A 17,039-nucleotide genomic window follows, 5' to 3' on the forward strand; every position below is an offset into this window, starting at 1 on the left:
GACAAAAAGACAAGGCCGCAATACCAATAAATAGTGATTTTGACAGAATACCTATAAATGGGGAAAACGCGGCTGCAGCCTGCCCTGGGACCTACATCCTTACGAGCGTGGAGCCCGTGGTGGACTTGGTGCCGCCGTTTACCTGCACTGCAAAAACGCCGTGACCGAGGGCCGAGAGGTCGAGTTCGTAACGCTCGGAACCGGCCGGGAACGACTTGCTAAGCATCAAGGCGCCCGACGCAGCGTAAACTCTTACGCCGAAGCTGCGCTCCTGCCGTGCATCGAAACGGATGGAAACGCGGCCGCCCACCTGCGGAACAACCTGCACCGAGACCGGCTGCACGGTGGAAAGACCGTTGATGCCGTCGAGCCGGAGAATGTCGAGCAGCCCGCGATAGACGTCAATCTGGCCGTAGCCTTCAAGGTTATTGGGATAGATTGAGGCGCTGTCGGCCCGCGTGCAGGTACGGCTCAGGATGCCTCGGATATCGTCCGGAGACAGCCGGGGGTTAGCTTCCAGCCACAGCGCGATGGCTCCCGCCGCCACGGGAGCAGCCATGGAGGTTCCCGAATTGCTGTTCCAGGCGTAGGTGCGGCCGTTGAAACAGAAGTGTGCAACGTCCGAATTGATGTCGCGTGCATCGGGATGATGCTCCAGATAGTAGCTCGAATAACTTGAAACAACATTGGTGCCGGGAGCCAGCACGTCGGGTTTCACGCGCCCGTCGAAGGTGGGCCCCACCGACGAATAGGGTGCCCGCGCGCCGTTGGTGCCCTGATTGTAAACCTGCACGTCGCCCTTGTAGTTGGTAAACTGCGTGCGATACGACGACGCCCCCACGCAGATTACCTGCGGCGCACTGGCCGGCGAGAGGATGCCGGCATAGCTCTCGCCCGCGCAGAGGCGGCTGTCGAGGGCGTTGGTAACCAGGTTTCCCGTCAGGCTATACAGCTCGGCATCGGCTTCGCTGCCCGTTATCTCAACCGACAGCGGCACCTCCTTGCCCATGCCCTGCGGCCCCTGCAAGTACACCTCGTACACAGTCTCGCCGGCGTCGTAGCACGACGGGTAGGCCGAAGCATCAACCACGTACTGCCCGCTGCCGATGGCAAGGGTGTCGACGTACACCGAATCGGGCGCTGCCGTTATGGTGGCGGAGGCGAGCGGGATGGTTTCAGGCTGGGCGCCGTACACCTTCAGGCTTACGGTTACAGGCCGGCGGGCCTTGACCAGGAAGTGAACAGAGTTGCCGTCGGCGGTAACAAACGAGCCTGCCGATGCCTGTCCGGCCGGCTTGCGGAAGTAGTTGCGGCGCATGCCGTCGTTGCCTGCCGACACTACCAGTATGCGGCCGGGGCCCACGAGCTGGTCAATCAGCTCGTAGTAAAGCACGTCGTCGCCGCGAAAGTCTTGGTCCGAGCCCTCGCTGAAGGACACTACGCAGGGCTTGCCTGCCTGCTGCGCATAGTCGAAAATGTACTTGAAGCCGAGCGCATCGGTAGCATAGGTGTACTTGCCGATGTCCTCCTTATTTATATAAGGTGCGTCTTCGCCCGACGCATTGCTCACAATGCAGATGTCGCTCTCCCACGCCATGCCCCTATAGGGCGAGTTGTAGCCGCTGCCGGCAGCAATACCCAGGGTGTGGGTGCCGTGGGTCTGGTCCAGTCCGTCGCGCGAATGGGCGTAGGCCAGCAGTGCTTCGCGGCCCACGTATTCGGCTCCCACGTACAGCGAACTGCCTGCCGTGTCGGTCGAAAGCTGATCCCAGAACCGCCGGATGCGGTAGTCGGTGGCCGTGGAGTCGTAGAAATTGGGGTGCGTGAGGTCGAAGCCGATGTCCTGCACGCCCACTACCACGCCCTTGCCGGTATAGGCACGCGGCAGATTCTGCCCCCGGTAGGCCTGCCGGGCATTGAGGTGCAGAGCCGTGGAGTCCATGGCAAGGCGCTTGCCCTGCTCTGCTTCGATGCGTACTACGCGCCTGTCGAGGCTCAGCGGAGCAATACGATGCACCGGAACGGCGGCTATGTAGATGTTGCCCACGCGCGCCAGCTTGCTGCATCCGTAGCTGCTGAGCACGCCGTCGCCGTCGGCATTTATCTTGACGAAGGCACACACCTGCCGCGGACGCCTGCCCTGCAGCGACGGCAGGCTGCGGGTGGGACTGCTGTTCTGCACCGCCAGCCGGCGCACCAGGTGCGACATCTTGGTGTAATCGCCCTTCTGGCCGTAGGCGCCCAGTGCCATCAAGCAGAGCAAAGTGAGTAAGAACTGCTTCATGAGTGCAAAGTAAACGAAAAAAATCCACACGCCCAAGCCTCCGGAAACATTTCTGCAAAAACGACAAAACGATTGACCGTCCGGACAGAACACCTGCGGAATGGCCCGAAAAGCCGCCTTTCCGCCGTGCTGCCGCTCATGTATAATCTGCCTGAAGGACTGCATCAGGAACTTTCGACACTTGTCGCACATGAATTCGACACTTGTCACACAATCGTTCCACACCTGTCGAAAGTTCCCGAAAGCATCTTCCGGCACCCTTGCCCGGGGCTGCGGAGCAAACAAAAGCCATGAGGGGATTTCGCATCTCCTCATGGCTCCAATTCTGTCTAACTTTTAATAAAACTTATTGTAATAACACCGAGGAACTCTTTCCTTTCGGCATTGTGGCTACAAATATAGTGAAAATATCGTGCGGTCGGTAACAATTCACCAAATTTAAGCCTATTTTTCTTTCGTTATGTGGGGTGTTGGGTGGTAGGTGATGGGTGTTCCGGCTCGTCTGCCGGCGCCCCCGCCCTGCCCTGCCGGCCTTAAAATCTTTACGCAAAAACATGCCCCAATGCGGGTAATGTGAATTAAAATGATTACCTTTGCATAGAATAATCATTTTTAACAGACAGACATGGACAAGCAACCCAACAAGTACATCAACGTAGCTTATCAGCTCTACGACGTTACCGACGGCGAACCTACACTGATAGAACAAACATCCGAGGACAAGCCTTTTGCCTTCCTGAGCGGTTTCGGCATCACGCTGGAGGACTTCGAGAGCGCCGTCGCCGGCCTGGCACAGGGCGAGGAGTTCGACTTCACGCTTACTCCGGGGCAGGCTTACGGCGACTACGAGGCCGAGCGTGTGCTCGATCTGGACAAGGAGATGTTCGTGGTAGACGGCAAGTTCGACGAGGCCAACATCTACGTTGACGCCATCGTGCCGCTGCAGAACGAAGACGGCAACCGCTTCATGGGCCACGTGCTCGCCATCGGAGACGACAAGGTGAGGATGGACCTCAACCATCCGCTGGCCGGAAAGACGCTGAACTTCAAGGGCCACATTATCGAGAGCCGCGATGCAACCAACGAGGAGCTGGAGCAGTTTGCCAACATGCTGGGCGGCGAACACCCGTGCAAAGGCGGCTGCGGCAACTGCGGAGACGACGGAGAGTGCTGCGGCAACCACGGCGAAGGCCACTGCCACAACCACGACGGCGGCCACTGCGGCCATCACGAAGAGGGCCACTGCTGCCACCATCACGACAAGGAATAACCTGCCGGCGCCCTACGCACGGCACAATATCATCTGAATGCACAACATTTTCGGCAACATTCTCACCCTCTCCACTTTCGGCGAAAGTCACGGAGAGGCCATAGGCGGCGTGATAGACGGGTTCCCGGCCGGCGTTGAGGTTGACATGGAGTTCATCCAACACGAGCTCGACAGGCGGCGCCCGGGCCAGAGCGCCATCACCACCAGCCGCAAGGAAGCCGACCGGGTGGAGATACTGAGCGGCGTGTTCGAGGGCAGAACGACCGGTGCCCCCATCGGTTTCTTGGTCCGAAACACCAATCAGCACTCGCAGGACTACGAGAACATGCGCGCAATCTTCAGGCCTTCGCATGCCGACTTCACCTATTATAATAAGTACGGGGTGCGCGATTACCGGGGCGGAGGCCGCTCCTCGGCCCGCATCACGCTGTCGCGCTGCGTGGCGGGAGCATTCGCCAAGCTCGCCCTGAGACAGATTGGCGTGAGCATTACGGCCTACACATCGCAGGTGGGCGACATCCGCCTAGAGCGCGATTACTGCAGTTACGACTTCAGGAAGATTGAGTCTAACGCCGTGCGCTGCCCCGACGAGGCCAAGGCTGCAGAGATGGAAGCCCTCATCAGGCAGGTAAAAGCCGACGGCGACACCATAGGCGGCGTGATAACGGGCGTGATACAAGGCTGCCCCGTGGGGCTGGGAGAGCCCGAATTCGGCAAACTCCACGCCCAGTTAGGTGCCGCCATGCTAAGCATAAACGCCGTAAAAGGCTTTGAATACGGCGAGGGCTTCGGCGGCGCAAGCCAGCGCGGAAGCCAGCAGAACGATGGTTTCGTGAGCCGCGACGGCGCCGTCACCACCGCTACTAACCACAGCGGAGGCATACAAGGGGGCATCAGTAACGGGCAGGACATCTGCTTCCGCGTTGCCTTTAAGCCCGTGGCAACCTTGCTAAGGCCCCAACAAACGGTCGACACAGCGGGCAACGCCACCACGCTAACGGCCCGCGGACGCCACGACCCGTGCGTTCTGCCCCGCGCGGTACCCATCGTTGAAGCCATGGCAGCCCTCGTAATACTCGACAACTACCTTCTAAATAAGGTTACGAAAATATAAATTTTGAGGATTAACTAATATTTTTAAGGAAAATATACACTGCATATAAAAATAAAGTCGTATATTTGCAAACAACTAATGGAGTGTTTGCGAAAATCCTTCATTATGTTTTAGTTAAGTCTAGTTTAGTTTTTGTGTTGGTTGGGGGCGAACGAGTGTTCGCCCTCTTCTTTTTGAACAACGGTTCACTTAACGACAAGCGGAGAAACGGAAACAATGAGAAACAAACGTAACTGCTACATCGCAATAGCACTGGCAACCCTCGCCTTGGCCCTGATGGCATGGCGTTGCTGGCCTCCGGGCAGGTTCCGGCTCATGCAGAGTGCCGCCGTAGTGGAGACCAGAAGCTGCTGGCAGCTGCAGTCAAACGGCCATACGCTGCTCACGCTCAGGCAGGACAGCACCTATACCGCAGCCTGTTTTATCAACAAGTGGTGGCTGCTGCCCTCGTGCCACGGCAGGTTGGCCACCCACGCCGACGGCACCGAAGCCCGCATAACGGGAGCCAAAGCAGCCCACATGCTCAAGACCGAGATTGCGAAAGACGACTCCATCCTGCGCGGACTCAATGCCCAGAAGGCCGAACTTACCTACTATCTGCGGCGCCACAACGTGAAAGATGAGGGCTACGACATGCTGGCACGCTACGCGCAGCACATCCGCCGCGAAGCCGACTCGCTCAGCCGGACGCTGAAAACGCTGCGCAGCGCCTCTCCCGCTGCCGTAACCATTACCCGCACCAACAGCTACCGCGCCATCTACCGTGGCCTGCACGGCAAACAGAAAACCGCCGACTGCAACCTCTACAGAACCCAGCCCAACGGCTACAAGCTCCTGCAACTGCGCTCAAGGCACACCCCGCTGGGCGTCATCCCCGTGAGTCTGCTGCCCTGGGTGACGCACATTCCCGATTACATCTTCACCACCGCCTACGGCAACATAGGCCGCCAGGCCATCCGCAACCCGCAGATAGCTGCGAGCTTCGGCGTAAGCACACCCGCCGAAGCCAAGGAGAAGCTGGGCATGGGCGTACAGACCGACGGACAGAAACGCTACGCCGGCGGGCTGAAAAACGGCCTGCGGCAGGGCTACGGCGTGCTCTCGGAGGGCGGCCGGCTGCTGTACGCAGGCCAGTGGGAGGCAGGCAAGCGCAAAGGAAGTGGCCAAACCATCGACAACCAGGGGCGAACCATTGACGGCCGATGGGCTGCCGACACGCTATACACCGGCATCCGCCGCGATACAAGCGGCATTTACAACGGCCACATGGACCGGCACGGCGTTGCCCAAGGCCACGGCACGCAGCTGACAGCGGCCGGCCAATTCTACGAAGGCAAGTGGCTGAACGACCGGCGCACGGGATTCGGCTTCGCCCTCGCCCCCCACAAGTACCTGCAAGCGGGCGAATGGCGCAACGACATCTACCGCGGAGAGCGCCTCGTCTACACCTCCGAGCGCATCTACGGCATCGACATATCGAAGTACCAGCACGAAATCGGCAAGAAGAAATACGCCATCGACTGGGCCAACCTGCGCATCACGCACCTCGGAACACTGAGCAAGAAGACCATCAGCGGCCGGGTTGACTACCCCGTGAGCTTCCTTTACATCAAGTCGACCGAAGGCACAACGGTGCTGAACAAATACTACCAGGCCGATTACCGCGCCGCCCGCAAGTACGGGTTGCACGTGGGCACCTACCACTTCTTCTCCACCACCACGCCGGCCAACGTGCAGGCAGCCCACTTCATCAAGCATTCGCTCTTCTCGAAGGGCGACCTTCCGCCCGTGCTCGACCTGGAACCATACCCCAGCCAGATAGCCAAGATGGGCGGACCGGAGGCCATGTGGACGCGCGTACGCACCTGGCTGAACATCGTGGAGCGGCGTACAGGCGTACGTCCGATACTCTACATCAGCCAGATTTTTGTCAACAAATACCTGCCCCTGGCACCCGACATCAAGCAGAACTACCACGTATGGATTGCGCGTTACGGCGAGTACAAACCCGACATCAAGCTGAGCTACTGGCAGTTGAGCCCCGACGGCCGCGTGCGGGGCATACACGGAGAGGTGGACATCAACGTATTTAACGGCTACCAGGACGTGTTCAACGAGTTTCTGCGCACCAGTCTCATCCCCTGACACTCCCGGCCAGGCACCCTGCCAGTAAGCTGAAATATCCCGACAAATACCCTCGCGTGCTTGCGCTATTTGCAACCAACCTTGTTCTCGGCCGCAAATACGCAAAACCAGGGCTGTTTATTAAACCGCTGATAATCAACATTTTATGTTTTCATGGACAAAAACAAGCTTCTTGAAAGATGCCTGCAAGGGCCAAAAAGCATGCTTTTGGAACCTGCGGAGGCATGCTTCTGCAGGCTCGGAGCTATCGTTCAAGATGGCCGAAGCTATCCTTCAAGTCTGACGAAGCTATCTATCAAGCCTGCAGAAGCTATCCTTCGAGCCTGACGAAGCTATCCATCAAGCCTGACGAAGCTATCCTTCAAGCCTGCTGAAGCTATCCTTCAAGCCTGCTGAAGCTGCCCTTCAAGCCTGCTGAAGCTATCCTTCAAGCCTGACGAAGCTATCCTTCAAGCCTGACGAAGCCATCCTTCAAGCCTGACGAAACTATCTTTCGAGCCTGACGAAGCTATCCTTCGAGCCTGCCGAAGCTATCCTTCAAGCCTGACGAAGCTATCCTTCAAGCCTGCTGAAGCTATCCTTCAAGCCTGCTGAAGCTGCCCTTCAAGCCTGCTGAAGCTATCCTTCAAGCCTGCTGAAGCTATCCTTCAAGAATTTAAAGGCAAAGCTCCGGCGCTGCCGGTGCATGTTTACGAGCGCCGGAAAGCATGTTTTCAGCCTCCCCACTCGCTGTTTCGCATGAAATCGCTGCACTGTTTTCCGGCATGTTTTCTTGACAAACAAAAAGGAGCGGGCACTGCTTCCGGCGCATTCGTGCGTTGAGGAAACAGTGCCCGCTCTCATCTTTTGGCCGCCGGAAGACGGACGGTACCGGTGCGCGGAACGACCCGGCAAGGTGGTGCTGCACGCCTAATCTTCCAGTGCTCCGATGATTTCGCTCACCGACCGGCAACCATGAGCGTCGAGCCATGCGTTGAGTCCGTCGATTACTTTTATCGTAACGGTGGGGTCAATGAAGTTGGCCGTACCTATTTCTATAGCCGTTGCGCCGGCCATCAGGAACTCCACGGCGTCCTGGGCCGTCATGATGCCGCCCAGGCCCACCACGGGTATCTTGACTGCCCGGGCCACCTGCCACACCATGCGCAGGGCTACGGGCTTGACGGCAGGGCCGCTCAGTCCGCCCGTTCCAATGCTCAGCTTGGGCCGGCGGTGCTCAATGTCGATGGCCATGCCCATGAGCGTGTTTATCAGCGACACGCTGTCGGCTCCTTCGGCCTCGCAGGCGCGGGCAATGTCGGCCACGTTGGTCACGTTTGGCGACAGTTTCACGATAAGCGTCTTGTGGTAGCGGGCGCGCACGGCACGCACCACGCTGGCGGCTCCCTCGCAGGTTACGCCGAACGCCATGCCACCCTGCCTGACGTTGGGGCACGAGATGTTGAGCTCAATGGCCGGTATGCGGTCCAGCTCATCAATGCGGGCGGCGCACTCGGCATAAGTCTCCGGCGACGATCCACTTACGTTTACTATCATGTGGGTGCCTATGTCGCGCAGCTGGGGATAGATGTTCCGGCAGAAGTAATCTACTCCCTTGTTCTGCAGTCCCACGCAGTTGAGCATGCCCGAGGCCGTCTCGGCCATCCGCGGATAGTCGTTGCCCTCGCGCGGTTCGAGCGTTGTACCTTTCACGATGATGGCACCCAGCCTGTCGAGTGGCACCAAATCGGCAAACTCCAAACCGTAACCGAACGTGCCCGAAGCCGTCATCACGGGGTTCTGGAGCTGCAGATTATTTATCTTTACATTTAAAGTTGCCATGTGAGTTGATTAATATTTAACACCGGTCCTTCCTTACAAACGCAGATGTTGCCTGCGGTGGTCTTCTCTACACAGCACAGGCAGGCACCCAGTCCGCAGGCCATCATGTTCTCCAACGAGGCCTCGCAGTCTATGCCTGCACGCTTGGCGTAACGCGCTACGGCCATCATCATGGGCTTTGGTCCGCACATGGAAATGCGGCTGAAGTGCTCTGTGCCGAGCACGGAGTGATTGGTCACGAACCCTTTCTGGCCCTTGGAGCCGTCTTCGGTAGTAACGAGCACGCGGCCGTAACGGCTGAATTCATCGAGCTGGAGCAGGTCTTTCGCGGAGCGTGCACCTAACAGGAAGGTGGGCTCGGCACCCATTTCGCTGATTTTCTGACCGAAAAAAAGGAGCGGGGCCACGCCAACGCCGCCGCCCACAAGCAGCAGTTTGTCGGCCGGGCTGGCTGGCATGGTGAAGCTGTTGCCCAGCGGCAGCAGGCAGTTCAGCTTGCCGCCGGGGCGCAGGCGGGCCAAACGGCGGGTGCCGTCGCCCACGGTTGCCACGAGCAACCACAGCTCGTTGGCTGCCCGGTCTACAAAGTTAATGGAAATAGGACGGCGCAGGAAAGTGGTTGGCGAATCGTCAATGCGCACTTCAGCGAATTGTCCGGGGAGCATCTCGGGTAACGGTCGGTCGTCTGTGAGCCGCAAAAGGACATACCGCTCATGGATGCGCTCGGCCGAACTTACCGTCAGGTCTAAACACGACTTATTCATTTTGGCTGTTACATGATTGATAATGCAAACTTACACAAAATTTTCCTGATTTCGTGCTTGCCACCTCAAGAAATTGCCGTTCTTACGTCTTTCGGCGGTGAGAAAGATTGCCGGCTAACAGGAAACAATCCAAGGGAGACCTTACTTCTGCGGAACGAAGGTCTCCCAGGTCTTGTCGTCGTAATATACTGTTATGTGTTCAATCCTCCGTTGGGGTTTGTCAACATATTTGATAACAGATTTAGCAACCTTGGCAGACACTCCCGCATACCCTCCTTGTCCTGTAGAGCCCTGGGATGGGGTAGCAGTGTCATCGCCGAAATCAAGGAATCCTTCTTCTCCTGGAGCCACTTGATTGGGGTCGGTGACTGTATCGGTTTCCTTGTTGTCGGTGTACATGCTTCCCAAACCAAAAAGGAGCCAGTCGGTAGAGACGCTCGGAATTTTGGATTTGATGGAATCTATCACTTTCAGAGTTGGTTGAGTGCGGCCGTTGAAAATTCCACTCAGCGTTCCTTCTGATATTCCCGTGAACTGTGCAAACACTTTTTGGGTCATGTGCTGGCTGTCCATTATCATCTTAATTCTGTCCTTCATTTCTGTCATTCGTTACAAAATGGGGTGAAAATTCCATTTTTCAATCAATTTACAAAGATAAAGCAAAAAAATGATTGGCGCAACTTTTCAAAGAGAAATATATCCCTTTAAAGTATTGAATTATCAAAGTTGAATTCTAAAACATTAAAGACAACCGGCTGCATAATGCGGTTCAGAAACGCAAACTTAAATTCCAAGCCGTCAAAAGGCCATTATCAAATAATAAAGGCCTTTGAGATAATAATTTGGCTTCTATCAGGTTAATTACATGGTTTGATACTCTAAACGCCTGAATATACATATCCAGCAGGGCATAAAACCGTCTTATACTATCGTATAAATGGCATAATATGAATTAAACAGCTGATAACAAGCTCCTTAAATGAACTTTACAGCGGTGTATAAATATTGAATATAGAACTTTAAAACGGATATTTTAATTTGAAAACCCATTCACACAACATTATGAATTGCTACAAGTTTTAATATTCAAACATAAAACAAAGCGCCTTGTATTTAGCGATTTAAATATTTGAATATTAAAAATTAAGAGTTTGAAATCATAATAAAAGTGAAAGATAAATTATGAACAGCAAAACTGGATGTGATTTCAAAAACAGCGCGTTTACAGGAGCAGGGCTTTAGCTGGTTGAAAATACGCGAAAATAGAGGGGGTAAAAAGGAGGTTAACTCTCCTACTTTCAGCCAATTAAGGTTAAAATTTAGGCTCGTCTTGACTTGCAATCTAAGTCAAAAACGAGCCAAAAAGAGGGCTTTTTTAGTGCAAAATGAAGAACAGAAGCTCTTTCATGAGGTCGCCGGGAGGTGTATTTGGGTTGTCTAACCCTTTACTTTTGGCATCTATTTCTCTGATTTTAGAAATTATCTGCATAGTTTTCACGCCGGTGTAGTTTCTCATTCCCGTCACGTAATCACGTGCCGCCCAGCCTGACTTCAGTTCCAGATATTGCGCGAGGGCGTTTTCGTTATTCCTGTTGGGTGCATAATAAGAAACCATTAGGTTCTGGAAGTAATTAAAGAGCATTGGAAGGAAGCCGTAGATGGAACCTGCCTTCGGGTTACTGTCAAAGTATTTGATAATCTGATTGGCCTTGTAAACTTCCCGATGGATAATGGCGCTTCTCAATTCAAAGGCATTGAAGTCCTTACTTACACCAATCTGAACCTCTACAATTTCAGGAGTCACTCTCCTATCCGTTTCGGGCAACGAGATGAGAACTTTGTCGAGTTCCGATGTCAAGCGGTTCAAATCCGCCCCGATATGGTCGGCTATCATCTGTGCAGCCTTGTTTTCTATCGTTGCGTTTTTAGCTTTTAGATAGCTTTCGATGAACGCCGGCAGCTCATAATCGCGCTTTTTCTTGCTTTCAAACACCACTCCCGTAGCGGCGGCCTTGGCTACCAGCTTCTTTCTTCGGTCAATGGAACCGTTCTTATGACAAATTACAAGAATGGTGGACGTGAGCGGTTTCTCTGCATATTGCTCCAAAGCATCGAGGTTCCTCAATGCCTGCGCCTCCTTGACAATCACCACCCGATGGTCTGCCATCATGGGATAGCCCTTTGCCATGTCGGTTATCTGCGCCGAACTCACGTCAGCACCAAAGACAACCGACTGATTGAAATCGCGCTCTTCGGGCTCCAGGACATGTTCCTGGATATAGTCTGAAATCTTGTCGATATAATACGACTCCTCGCCCATTAATATATAAATAGGTGAAAAGTTGCGTGCCTTCAGGTCGCGCATGATACTTTCAAAGGTCGGACCTGCTTTCTTGTCTGCCATTTTTTTATTATCTTTGCGGTTGAATGCAAAGTTAGCAAAATGATTCGATTAAACCTACCAAGTTACCAGATAAAATTGTCGGGCACGAAGGAGCGCCCCACCATTTTTGATATCTTGCGCCGCAAGTACGTTGCGCTAACACCAGAGGAATGGGTGCGCCAGCATTTCGTCCATTTTCTGGTCGAGCACAAGGGCTATCCCGCATCACTGCTGGCCAACGAGGTGAAACTCAAGGTGGGTGACAAGGATTTACGGGCCGACAGCGTGCTGTACAGCAGCCAGCTGAAGCCCCGGATGATAGTTGAATACAAGGCTCCCCACATTCCCATCACACAGAAAGTATTCGACCAGATTACCGTCTACAACCTGTTGCTGCATGTAGATTACCTCGTCATCAGCAACGGGCTTGAACACTACTGCTGCAAGATGGACTATGAGAACCAAAAATATTTATTCCTTGAAGATATTCCCGATTACAACAATATTTGACGAAAAACCCTCCGTTATGACACTGAACGAATACCAGGCAGCGGCCGCCAAAACTGCCGTTTACCCCGAAAACATGAAGACGGTTTATCCGCTTATCGGACTGGCCGGCGAGACCGGCGAGGTTGCAGAGAAAATAAAGAAAGTGCTACGCGACCATCACGGCGTCTTTACGCCCGAAAGCAAGGAAGCGATAGCCAAGGAATTAGGCGACGTGTTGTGGTACCTCGCGGCCATCGCGGGCGACTTGGGCTTCGCGCTTGACGACATTGCGCGCCTGAATCTGGACAAGATAGCCTCCCGTAAGGAGCGCGGACGCATTCACGGAAGCGGCGACGAGCGGTAACCTGGCAGCTTTCTGGCACGGTAATTGCAAGTCAACAACCAACCTGCCCACGGCCCGCAGCCGCCGCAAAACGACGGAGCACAGCTGCCGGCAGGCCACATCAAGACAACTTAACAACAAAACAGACACATGGCAATAGGCAAATGGATAGGCGGATTTCTCGGTTTCATCGGCACCGGGAGCATCCTCGGCGCCCTGGCAGGCTTCGCTCTCGGCTCTCTCTTCGACTCCGGACTCGACGCCGTCAACACCCCCGACAACAGCGGAACATTCAATCGTGAAGACGCCTTCGGCCCAGGCAGCTCCCAACAGCAGCAGTTTCAGCACAGTCAACGGCAATACCAGTACAACCGGCAGCGCGAATACGAAGGCCAGCGCAACTCCTTCCGCTTCTCGCTGCTCGTTCTGGCCACTTACATCATCAAGGCCGACGGCCGCGTCATGCACTCCGAGATGGAGACGGTGAGGCGTTTTCTGCGCCAGAACTTCGGCGAGATAGCCGTCCGACAGGGCGAGGAAATCATGCTGAAGCTCTTCGAACAGCAGAAGAAGATAGGCGCCCGGCAGTACCAGAGCGTTATCCGCAGCGCCTGCGAGCAGATAGCGCAGCACATGGACTACTACCAGCGGCTGCAGCTGCTCAACTTTCTTGTCATGATTGCGCAGGCCGACGGCAGCGTAGCTCAAGCCGAAATCAGCGCCCTGCGCGAGGTTTGTGCCTACCTGGGACTTTCGGCCGGCGAGCTCGACTCCATGCTCCACCTCAAGGAGAACGATCTGGACTCGGCCTACAAGGTGCTGGGCATCTCGCCCGATGCCACCAACGACGAGGTCAAGACGGCCTACCGCAGGATGGCGCTCAAGCACCATCCCGACCGCGTAGCCACGCTCGGCGACGACGTAAAAAAGGCAGCAGAGAAGAAATTCCAGGAAATCAACGATGCCAAAGAGCGCATCTACAAGGCCCGGGGACTGTAACCCCGCCGCCTGAAACCAAAGAGGGCAGGCCCAAGTAACGCGACTTGGGCCTGCCCTCTTACAGTATATATAAAGGTGAGGTTATTCTTCCTCAGCTTTCTTTGCCGTCTTACGGATGGCGCGCTTGCGTTTCGGCTTCTCTTCGGCAGCCGTCTCGGTCTTGATGCCGGCCAGTTCCGGGTCTATCATGATGCGCCCGCAATACTCGCAAACCACAATCTTCTTGTGCATCTTTATGTCGAGCTGGCGCTGCGGCGGTATCTTGTTGAAGCAGCCGCCGCAGGCGTCACGCTGCACGGTCACTATGCCCAGTCCGTTGCGGGCGCTCTTGCGTATGCGTTTGAAGCTGCCCAGGAGCCGGGGTTCTATCTTCGTTTCCAGGTCTTTAGCCTTCTCTTTCAGCTTGTCCTCCTCCTCACGCGTCTCCTGCATGATGGCATCCAGCTCGCTGCGTTTCTGCTCCAGGTCGCTCCGGCGGTCCTCAATTTGCGCCTGCGTTTCGTCCAGTTCCTGCTGTTTCTCGGCCACTTGGACGGTTGCCTCCTTTATTTTCTTGTTGCAGAGTTCTATCTCCAGCGTCTGGAACTCTATCTCTTTGCTCAGCGTGTCGTACTCGCGGTTGTTCTTCACATCGTCCAACTGCGACTTGTACTTGGCCACACTGGCCTCTGCGGTGGTTATTTCGCCCTTCTTCTGGTCTATCGCACTCTGGAACTCCTTAATCTCGCTTGCTATCTTCTCCGCACGCGTCGTGAGTCCCTGAATTTCGTCTTCCAGGTCCTGAACCTCAAGCGGAAGCTCGCCGCGCAGGGCACGCTTCTCGTCAATAGCCGACAAGGTAGTCTGTAGCTGATAAAGAGTTTTCAGCTTCTCTTCTACCGACAAATCTGTTGGGTCTTTCTTTGCCATAATCTATAAGTAAATGATGGGATTGGTGTTGGTCTGGGCGAGATGACACGCCACGCCGGGACACCGTTCCTCGATGATTGATTTAAATATTTCGTTCGTAAATTGTTCGCTCTCGTAATGCCCGATAACGGCAATCTGAATCTGCTGTTCGTGGCCGAAGTAGTCGTGGTAGTGCATCTCGCCCGTAACGAAGGCGTCGGCTCCGGCGCTGATGGCATCGCCCAGCAGGAACGCCCCGGCACCGCCGCAAACGGCCACGCGCCTGATGGGGCGGCGCAGCAGCTGGTTGCACATCACGCACTCAAGGCCGAAGGTGTGCTTGAGCATGCGCACAAAGTCGTCGGCCGCCATGGCTTGTTGCAGCTCTCCCGTTACGCCCTGGCCGCCTTCTACACCAACAGGGTTGCCCTCGGCGTCGGTCTCTCCGTTGTTCACGAGCTGCGTCTCGCCAAAGAAGCGCAGGCCGGAGAGCCCCATTTTCTCGGCTATCTTGTAGTTCACGCCGCCTCGCGCACTGTCCATGTTGGTGTGCATGGATACGATGGCCACGTTGCTCCTGATGGCCTTCATTACGGTTCGCTGCACGTAGTCCTCGCCCGTTACGCGACTGAGCTTGCGGAAGATGAGCGGATGGTGCGAAACTATCAGGTTGCACCCTCGGCTCAGGGCCTCGTCAACTATCTGCTCGGTTACGTCAAGACACAATAAAGCCCCTGAAATTTCCGCTTCTGTCAATCCTATTTGCAGGCCGGCGTTGTCATAGTCTTCCTGCAAAGGCAGAGGCGCGAATCGTTCAAGGGCACTGACTACATCCTTTATTTTCACGCTCAAAATTACGTTTAGGATGCAAAGATAGTAAATATACGGGATATATGTTCACTCTCCCCTATTGTTTTTACTAATTTTAGCAATTCTCCGGCGCGGGGAAATCAAATCGGCAACCGGCCGGCCGATGGCCTCCGCTATGTCGGTCCGGGTTCCGGAACGCACGGAGGCGCTGCTGCCGGCACAGCCTTCGGGGTGCCTCTGCGGCAACGCCTGACGGCTGCAGCCAAGCCCCTCGGCAGCAGCGGGTTAGCTGAAGCTATGCTTCAAGGCGCCTGAAGGGCACCTTCAAGGGGCTTGAACGATACCTTCAGGCGCCTTGAAGGACAGCTCCGGGCCGGGCCCCTCTAAGAGGCGGTTCCCAGAGGGGTATGCAGGCGGCGCTCCGGGTGACGATGGCGGCACTCGGGGAGCATCGCCACCGCCAGCCCGAGGGCCGTTATTTGTACCGCGTGGGATATGAGGGGTTCCACTCCTTGAGCTCCGACTGGCCCTCCACCTCTGCCTCCACGTCGTCCTGCAGCACCGGGAAGAAGTCTATGCCCGTTAGCTTTTCTATCTCGTCTACGCTGCGCACACAGTCGTACACGTTCTGTTTCTTGCCCGTGTTCTTGTACACGAAGCCCATGGCCTTGGCGCCGCTGTTGCGGCAGAGCACCACCTTGAAGAAGGCATCGGGCACGCGCACCTTGTTACGGCCTATGGTACGCGGGGCCTCGCCGCGGTAGTACACGGGGCCGCAAACCACGTCGACCGCTCCGTACTGCCGTGCCCACGACCGGCAGAGTATCTCAATGTCGTTCCACTCGTACTTGTTCAGGTTGTGGTTTTGCGGGCAGATGTTGGTCAGCAGAAACGTTTCGCGCATGGCCTGGGCGTCCCATTTGTTGTCTCCTGCTGGGCACATGTGGCCCCGGTCGTAGCGTGAGTTGTAGTAATCGTCGTCAGTTGCGCGCGGCCGGGCTACGGTCTCGTCTTCGTTAAACATGTCGCGGTTGCGCTGATGGTTGCCGTAGGTGTGGCTTTTGGTAAGGTGCCAGGCCACCCAGTTGGGTGTCCGGGTATCTTTGTTGTACGATACGGTGTAGCCCCTGCGCCTGAGTATCTGCTCGGGGCGGTCCTTGAGCCGGGCCGGAATCTCATACTCCGCAACGCTCTGGCTGCTGGTATGGCCGGCGGGCAGGGCCGGTTCGGTGGCCATCAGGCCCGATGCCACAATCGTGCTGTCGGCATTGTTGCCCTTCAGCGTGCTGCCGCTGCAGGCCGTGAGCATCCATACGGCTGCGCAGACGCCTAAAAATAATTTCTTCATATACTGCTGTTTAAGTTTTACGCTTTGTTGTCTGGCCGTGCCGCTTGAGTTCGGCTATACGCCCGCAAAGATACACAAAAAAGCGTGAACACGAAAAAGCCGGGCCAAATTCATGATGAATTTAGTCCGGCTTCCTTATATTTACCTACTTTACATGGGCAGTGAAACCCGCCCGAAGTTGTACATTTGCATAGCGTCAATCAGATAGTGTCGTATCTTCTTGTTATCCACAATCTTTCTTACCATAGTCCGTAACATCTTTTTTCCTTTCCTTTTTGTTTGGTGTTTACACTTAGCGGGGTGCCTCTTCACACCCTTCCTTGCAATCTTTTTACCTGTGTTTCGATTTGAAGCGATTTTATTGAAGACACTGCAAAATTA

The 17,039-nt window shown here is 55.3% G+C and carries 14 protein-coding genes; 6 read left to right on the forward strand and 8 right to left on the reverse strand.

What is annotated here, in order from left to right:
• Positions 1 to 91 precede the first annotated feature (91 nt).
• Positions 92 to 2,284, reverse strand: coding sequence for a S8 family serine peptidase (locus BMW31_RS11435; protein ID WP_091826116.1), 2,193 nt, complete (start codon positions 2,282 to 2,284; stop codon positions 92 to 94).
• 625 nt (positions 2,285 to 2,909) lie between these two features.
• On the opposite strand from BMW31_RS11435, the gene BMW31_RS11440 reads away from it, so the two are divergent.
• The 3 genes from BMW31_RS11440 (at position 2,910) to BMW31_RS13615 (ending at position 6,813) form a co-directional block, all read left to right on the forward strand.
• Complete coding sequence (locus BMW31_RS11440; RefSeq protein WP_091825956.1) at positions 2,910 to 3,554, forward strand: FKBP-type peptidyl-prolyl cis-trans isomerase; 645 nt, start codon at positions 2,910 to 2,912, stop codon at positions 3,552 to 3,554.
• A gap of 37 nt (positions 3,555 to 3,591) precedes the next feature.
• Positions 3,592 to 4,668 carry a chorismate synthase gene (aroC, locus tag BMW31_RS11445; RefSeq protein ID WP_091825959.1) on the forward strand — a complete coding sequence of 359 codons (1,077 nt, stop codon included), beginning with the start codon at positions 3,592 to 3,594 and terminating at the stop codon, positions 4,666 to 4,668.
• Between the two features lie 216 nt (positions 4,669 to 4,884).
• The gene (locus BMW31_RS13615) at positions 4,885 to 6,813 is read left to right on the forward strand and encodes a GH25 family lysozyme (protein ID WP_255404953.1); all 1,929 of its coding nucleotides are present in this window, start codon (positions 4,885 to 4,887) and stop codon (positions 6,811 to 6,813) included.
• A 909-nt stretch (positions 6,814 to 7,722) separates the two neighbouring features.
• Here BMW31_RS13615 and BMW31_RS11460 read toward each other — a convergent pair.
• The 4 genes from BMW31_RS11460 to holA form a co-directional block, all read right to left on the reverse strand.
• Positions 7,723 to 8,634, reverse strand: a complete 912-nt coding sequence (locus tag BMW31_RS11460) for a dihydroorotate dehydrogenase (RefSeq protein ID WP_091825965.1) — start codon at positions 8,632 to 8,634, stop codon at positions 7,723 to 7,725.
• Positions 8,622 to 9,398 (reverse strand): dihydroorotate dehydrogenase electron transfer subunit, encoded by a 777-nt coding sequence (locus BMW31_RS11465; protein ID WP_091825969.1) that lies wholly within the window; start codon positions 9,396 to 9,398, stop codon positions 8,622 to 8,624. The genes BMW31_RS11460 and BMW31_RS11465 overlap by 13 nt, the downstream gene beginning before the upstream one ends.
• Positions 9,399 to 9,539: 141 nt before the next feature.
• Positions 9,540 to 9,995, reverse strand: a complete 456-nt coding sequence (locus BMW31_RS11470; protein WP_091826121.1) for a helix-turn-helix domain-containing protein — start codon at positions 9,993 to 9,995, stop codon at positions 9,540 to 9,542.
• Positions 9,996 to 10,773: 778 nt separating this feature from the next.
• Complete coding sequence (gene holA / locus BMW31_RS11475) at positions 10,774 to 11,802, reverse strand: DNA polymerase III subunit delta (RefSeq protein WP_091825974.1); 1,029 nt, start codon at positions 11,800 to 11,802, stop codon at positions 10,774 to 10,776.
• 39 nt (positions 11,803 to 11,841) lie between these two features.
• Between holA and BMW31_RS11480 the strand changes: the two genes are divergently transcribed.
• From BMW31_RS11480 to BMW31_RS11490, 3 genes are all read left to right on the forward strand, one after another.
• Positions 11,842 to 12,291 carry a type I restriction enzyme HsdR N-terminal domain-containing protein gene (locus BMW31_RS11480; RefSeq protein WP_091825978.1) on the forward strand — a complete coding sequence of 150 codons (450 nt, stop codon included), beginning with the start codon at positions 11,842 to 11,844 and terminating at the stop codon, positions 12,289 to 12,291.
• 16 nt (positions 12,292 to 12,307) lie between these two features.
• A complete protein-coding gene (locus BMW31_RS11485) occupies positions 12,308 to 12,634 on the forward strand; it encodes a nucleoside triphosphate pyrophosphohydrolase family protein (RefSeq protein ID WP_091825983.1) in 327 nt (108 codons plus the stop codon).
• A gap of 129 nt (positions 12,635 to 12,763) precedes the next feature.
• On the forward strand, positions 12,764 to 13,612 hold the full coding sequence (locus BMW31_RS11490) for a TerB family tellurite resistance protein (RefSeq protein WP_091825986.1): 849 nt from the start codon (positions 12,764 to 12,766) through the stop codon (positions 13,610 to 13,612).
• An 81-nt stretch (positions 13,613 to 13,693) separates the two neighbouring features.
• Here BMW31_RS11490 and BMW31_RS11495 read toward each other — a convergent pair whose 3' ends face one another.
• From BMW31_RS11495 to BMW31_RS11505, 3 genes are all read right to left on the reverse strand, one after another.
• Entirely contained in the window at positions 13,694 to 14,521 is an 828-nt protein-coding gene (locus BMW31_RS11495) for a zinc ribbon domain-containing protein (RefSeq protein WP_091825990.1), read from the reverse strand.
• Between the two features lie 3 nt (positions 14,522 to 14,524).
• Positions 14,525 to 15,346: a Nif3-like dinuclear metal center hexameric protein gene (locus BMW31_RS11500; protein ID WP_091826124.1), complete on the reverse strand. Its 822-nt coding sequence runs from the start codon at positions 15,344 to 15,346 to the stop codon at positions 14,525 to 14,527.
• Between the two features lie 439 nt (positions 15,347 to 15,785).
• Positions 15,786 to 16,658: a DNA/RNA non-specific endonuclease gene (locus tag BMW31_RS11505; protein ID WP_091825993.1), complete on the reverse strand. Its 873-nt coding sequence runs from the start codon at positions 16,656 to 16,658 to the stop codon at positions 15,786 to 15,788.
• Positions 16,659 to 17,039: the final 381 nt, after the last annotated feature.

This window comes from Prevotella sp. kh1p2, assembly GCF_900111525.1.
Lineage (GTDB): Bacteria > Bacteroidota > Bacteroidia > Bacteroidales > Bacteroidaceae > Prevotella.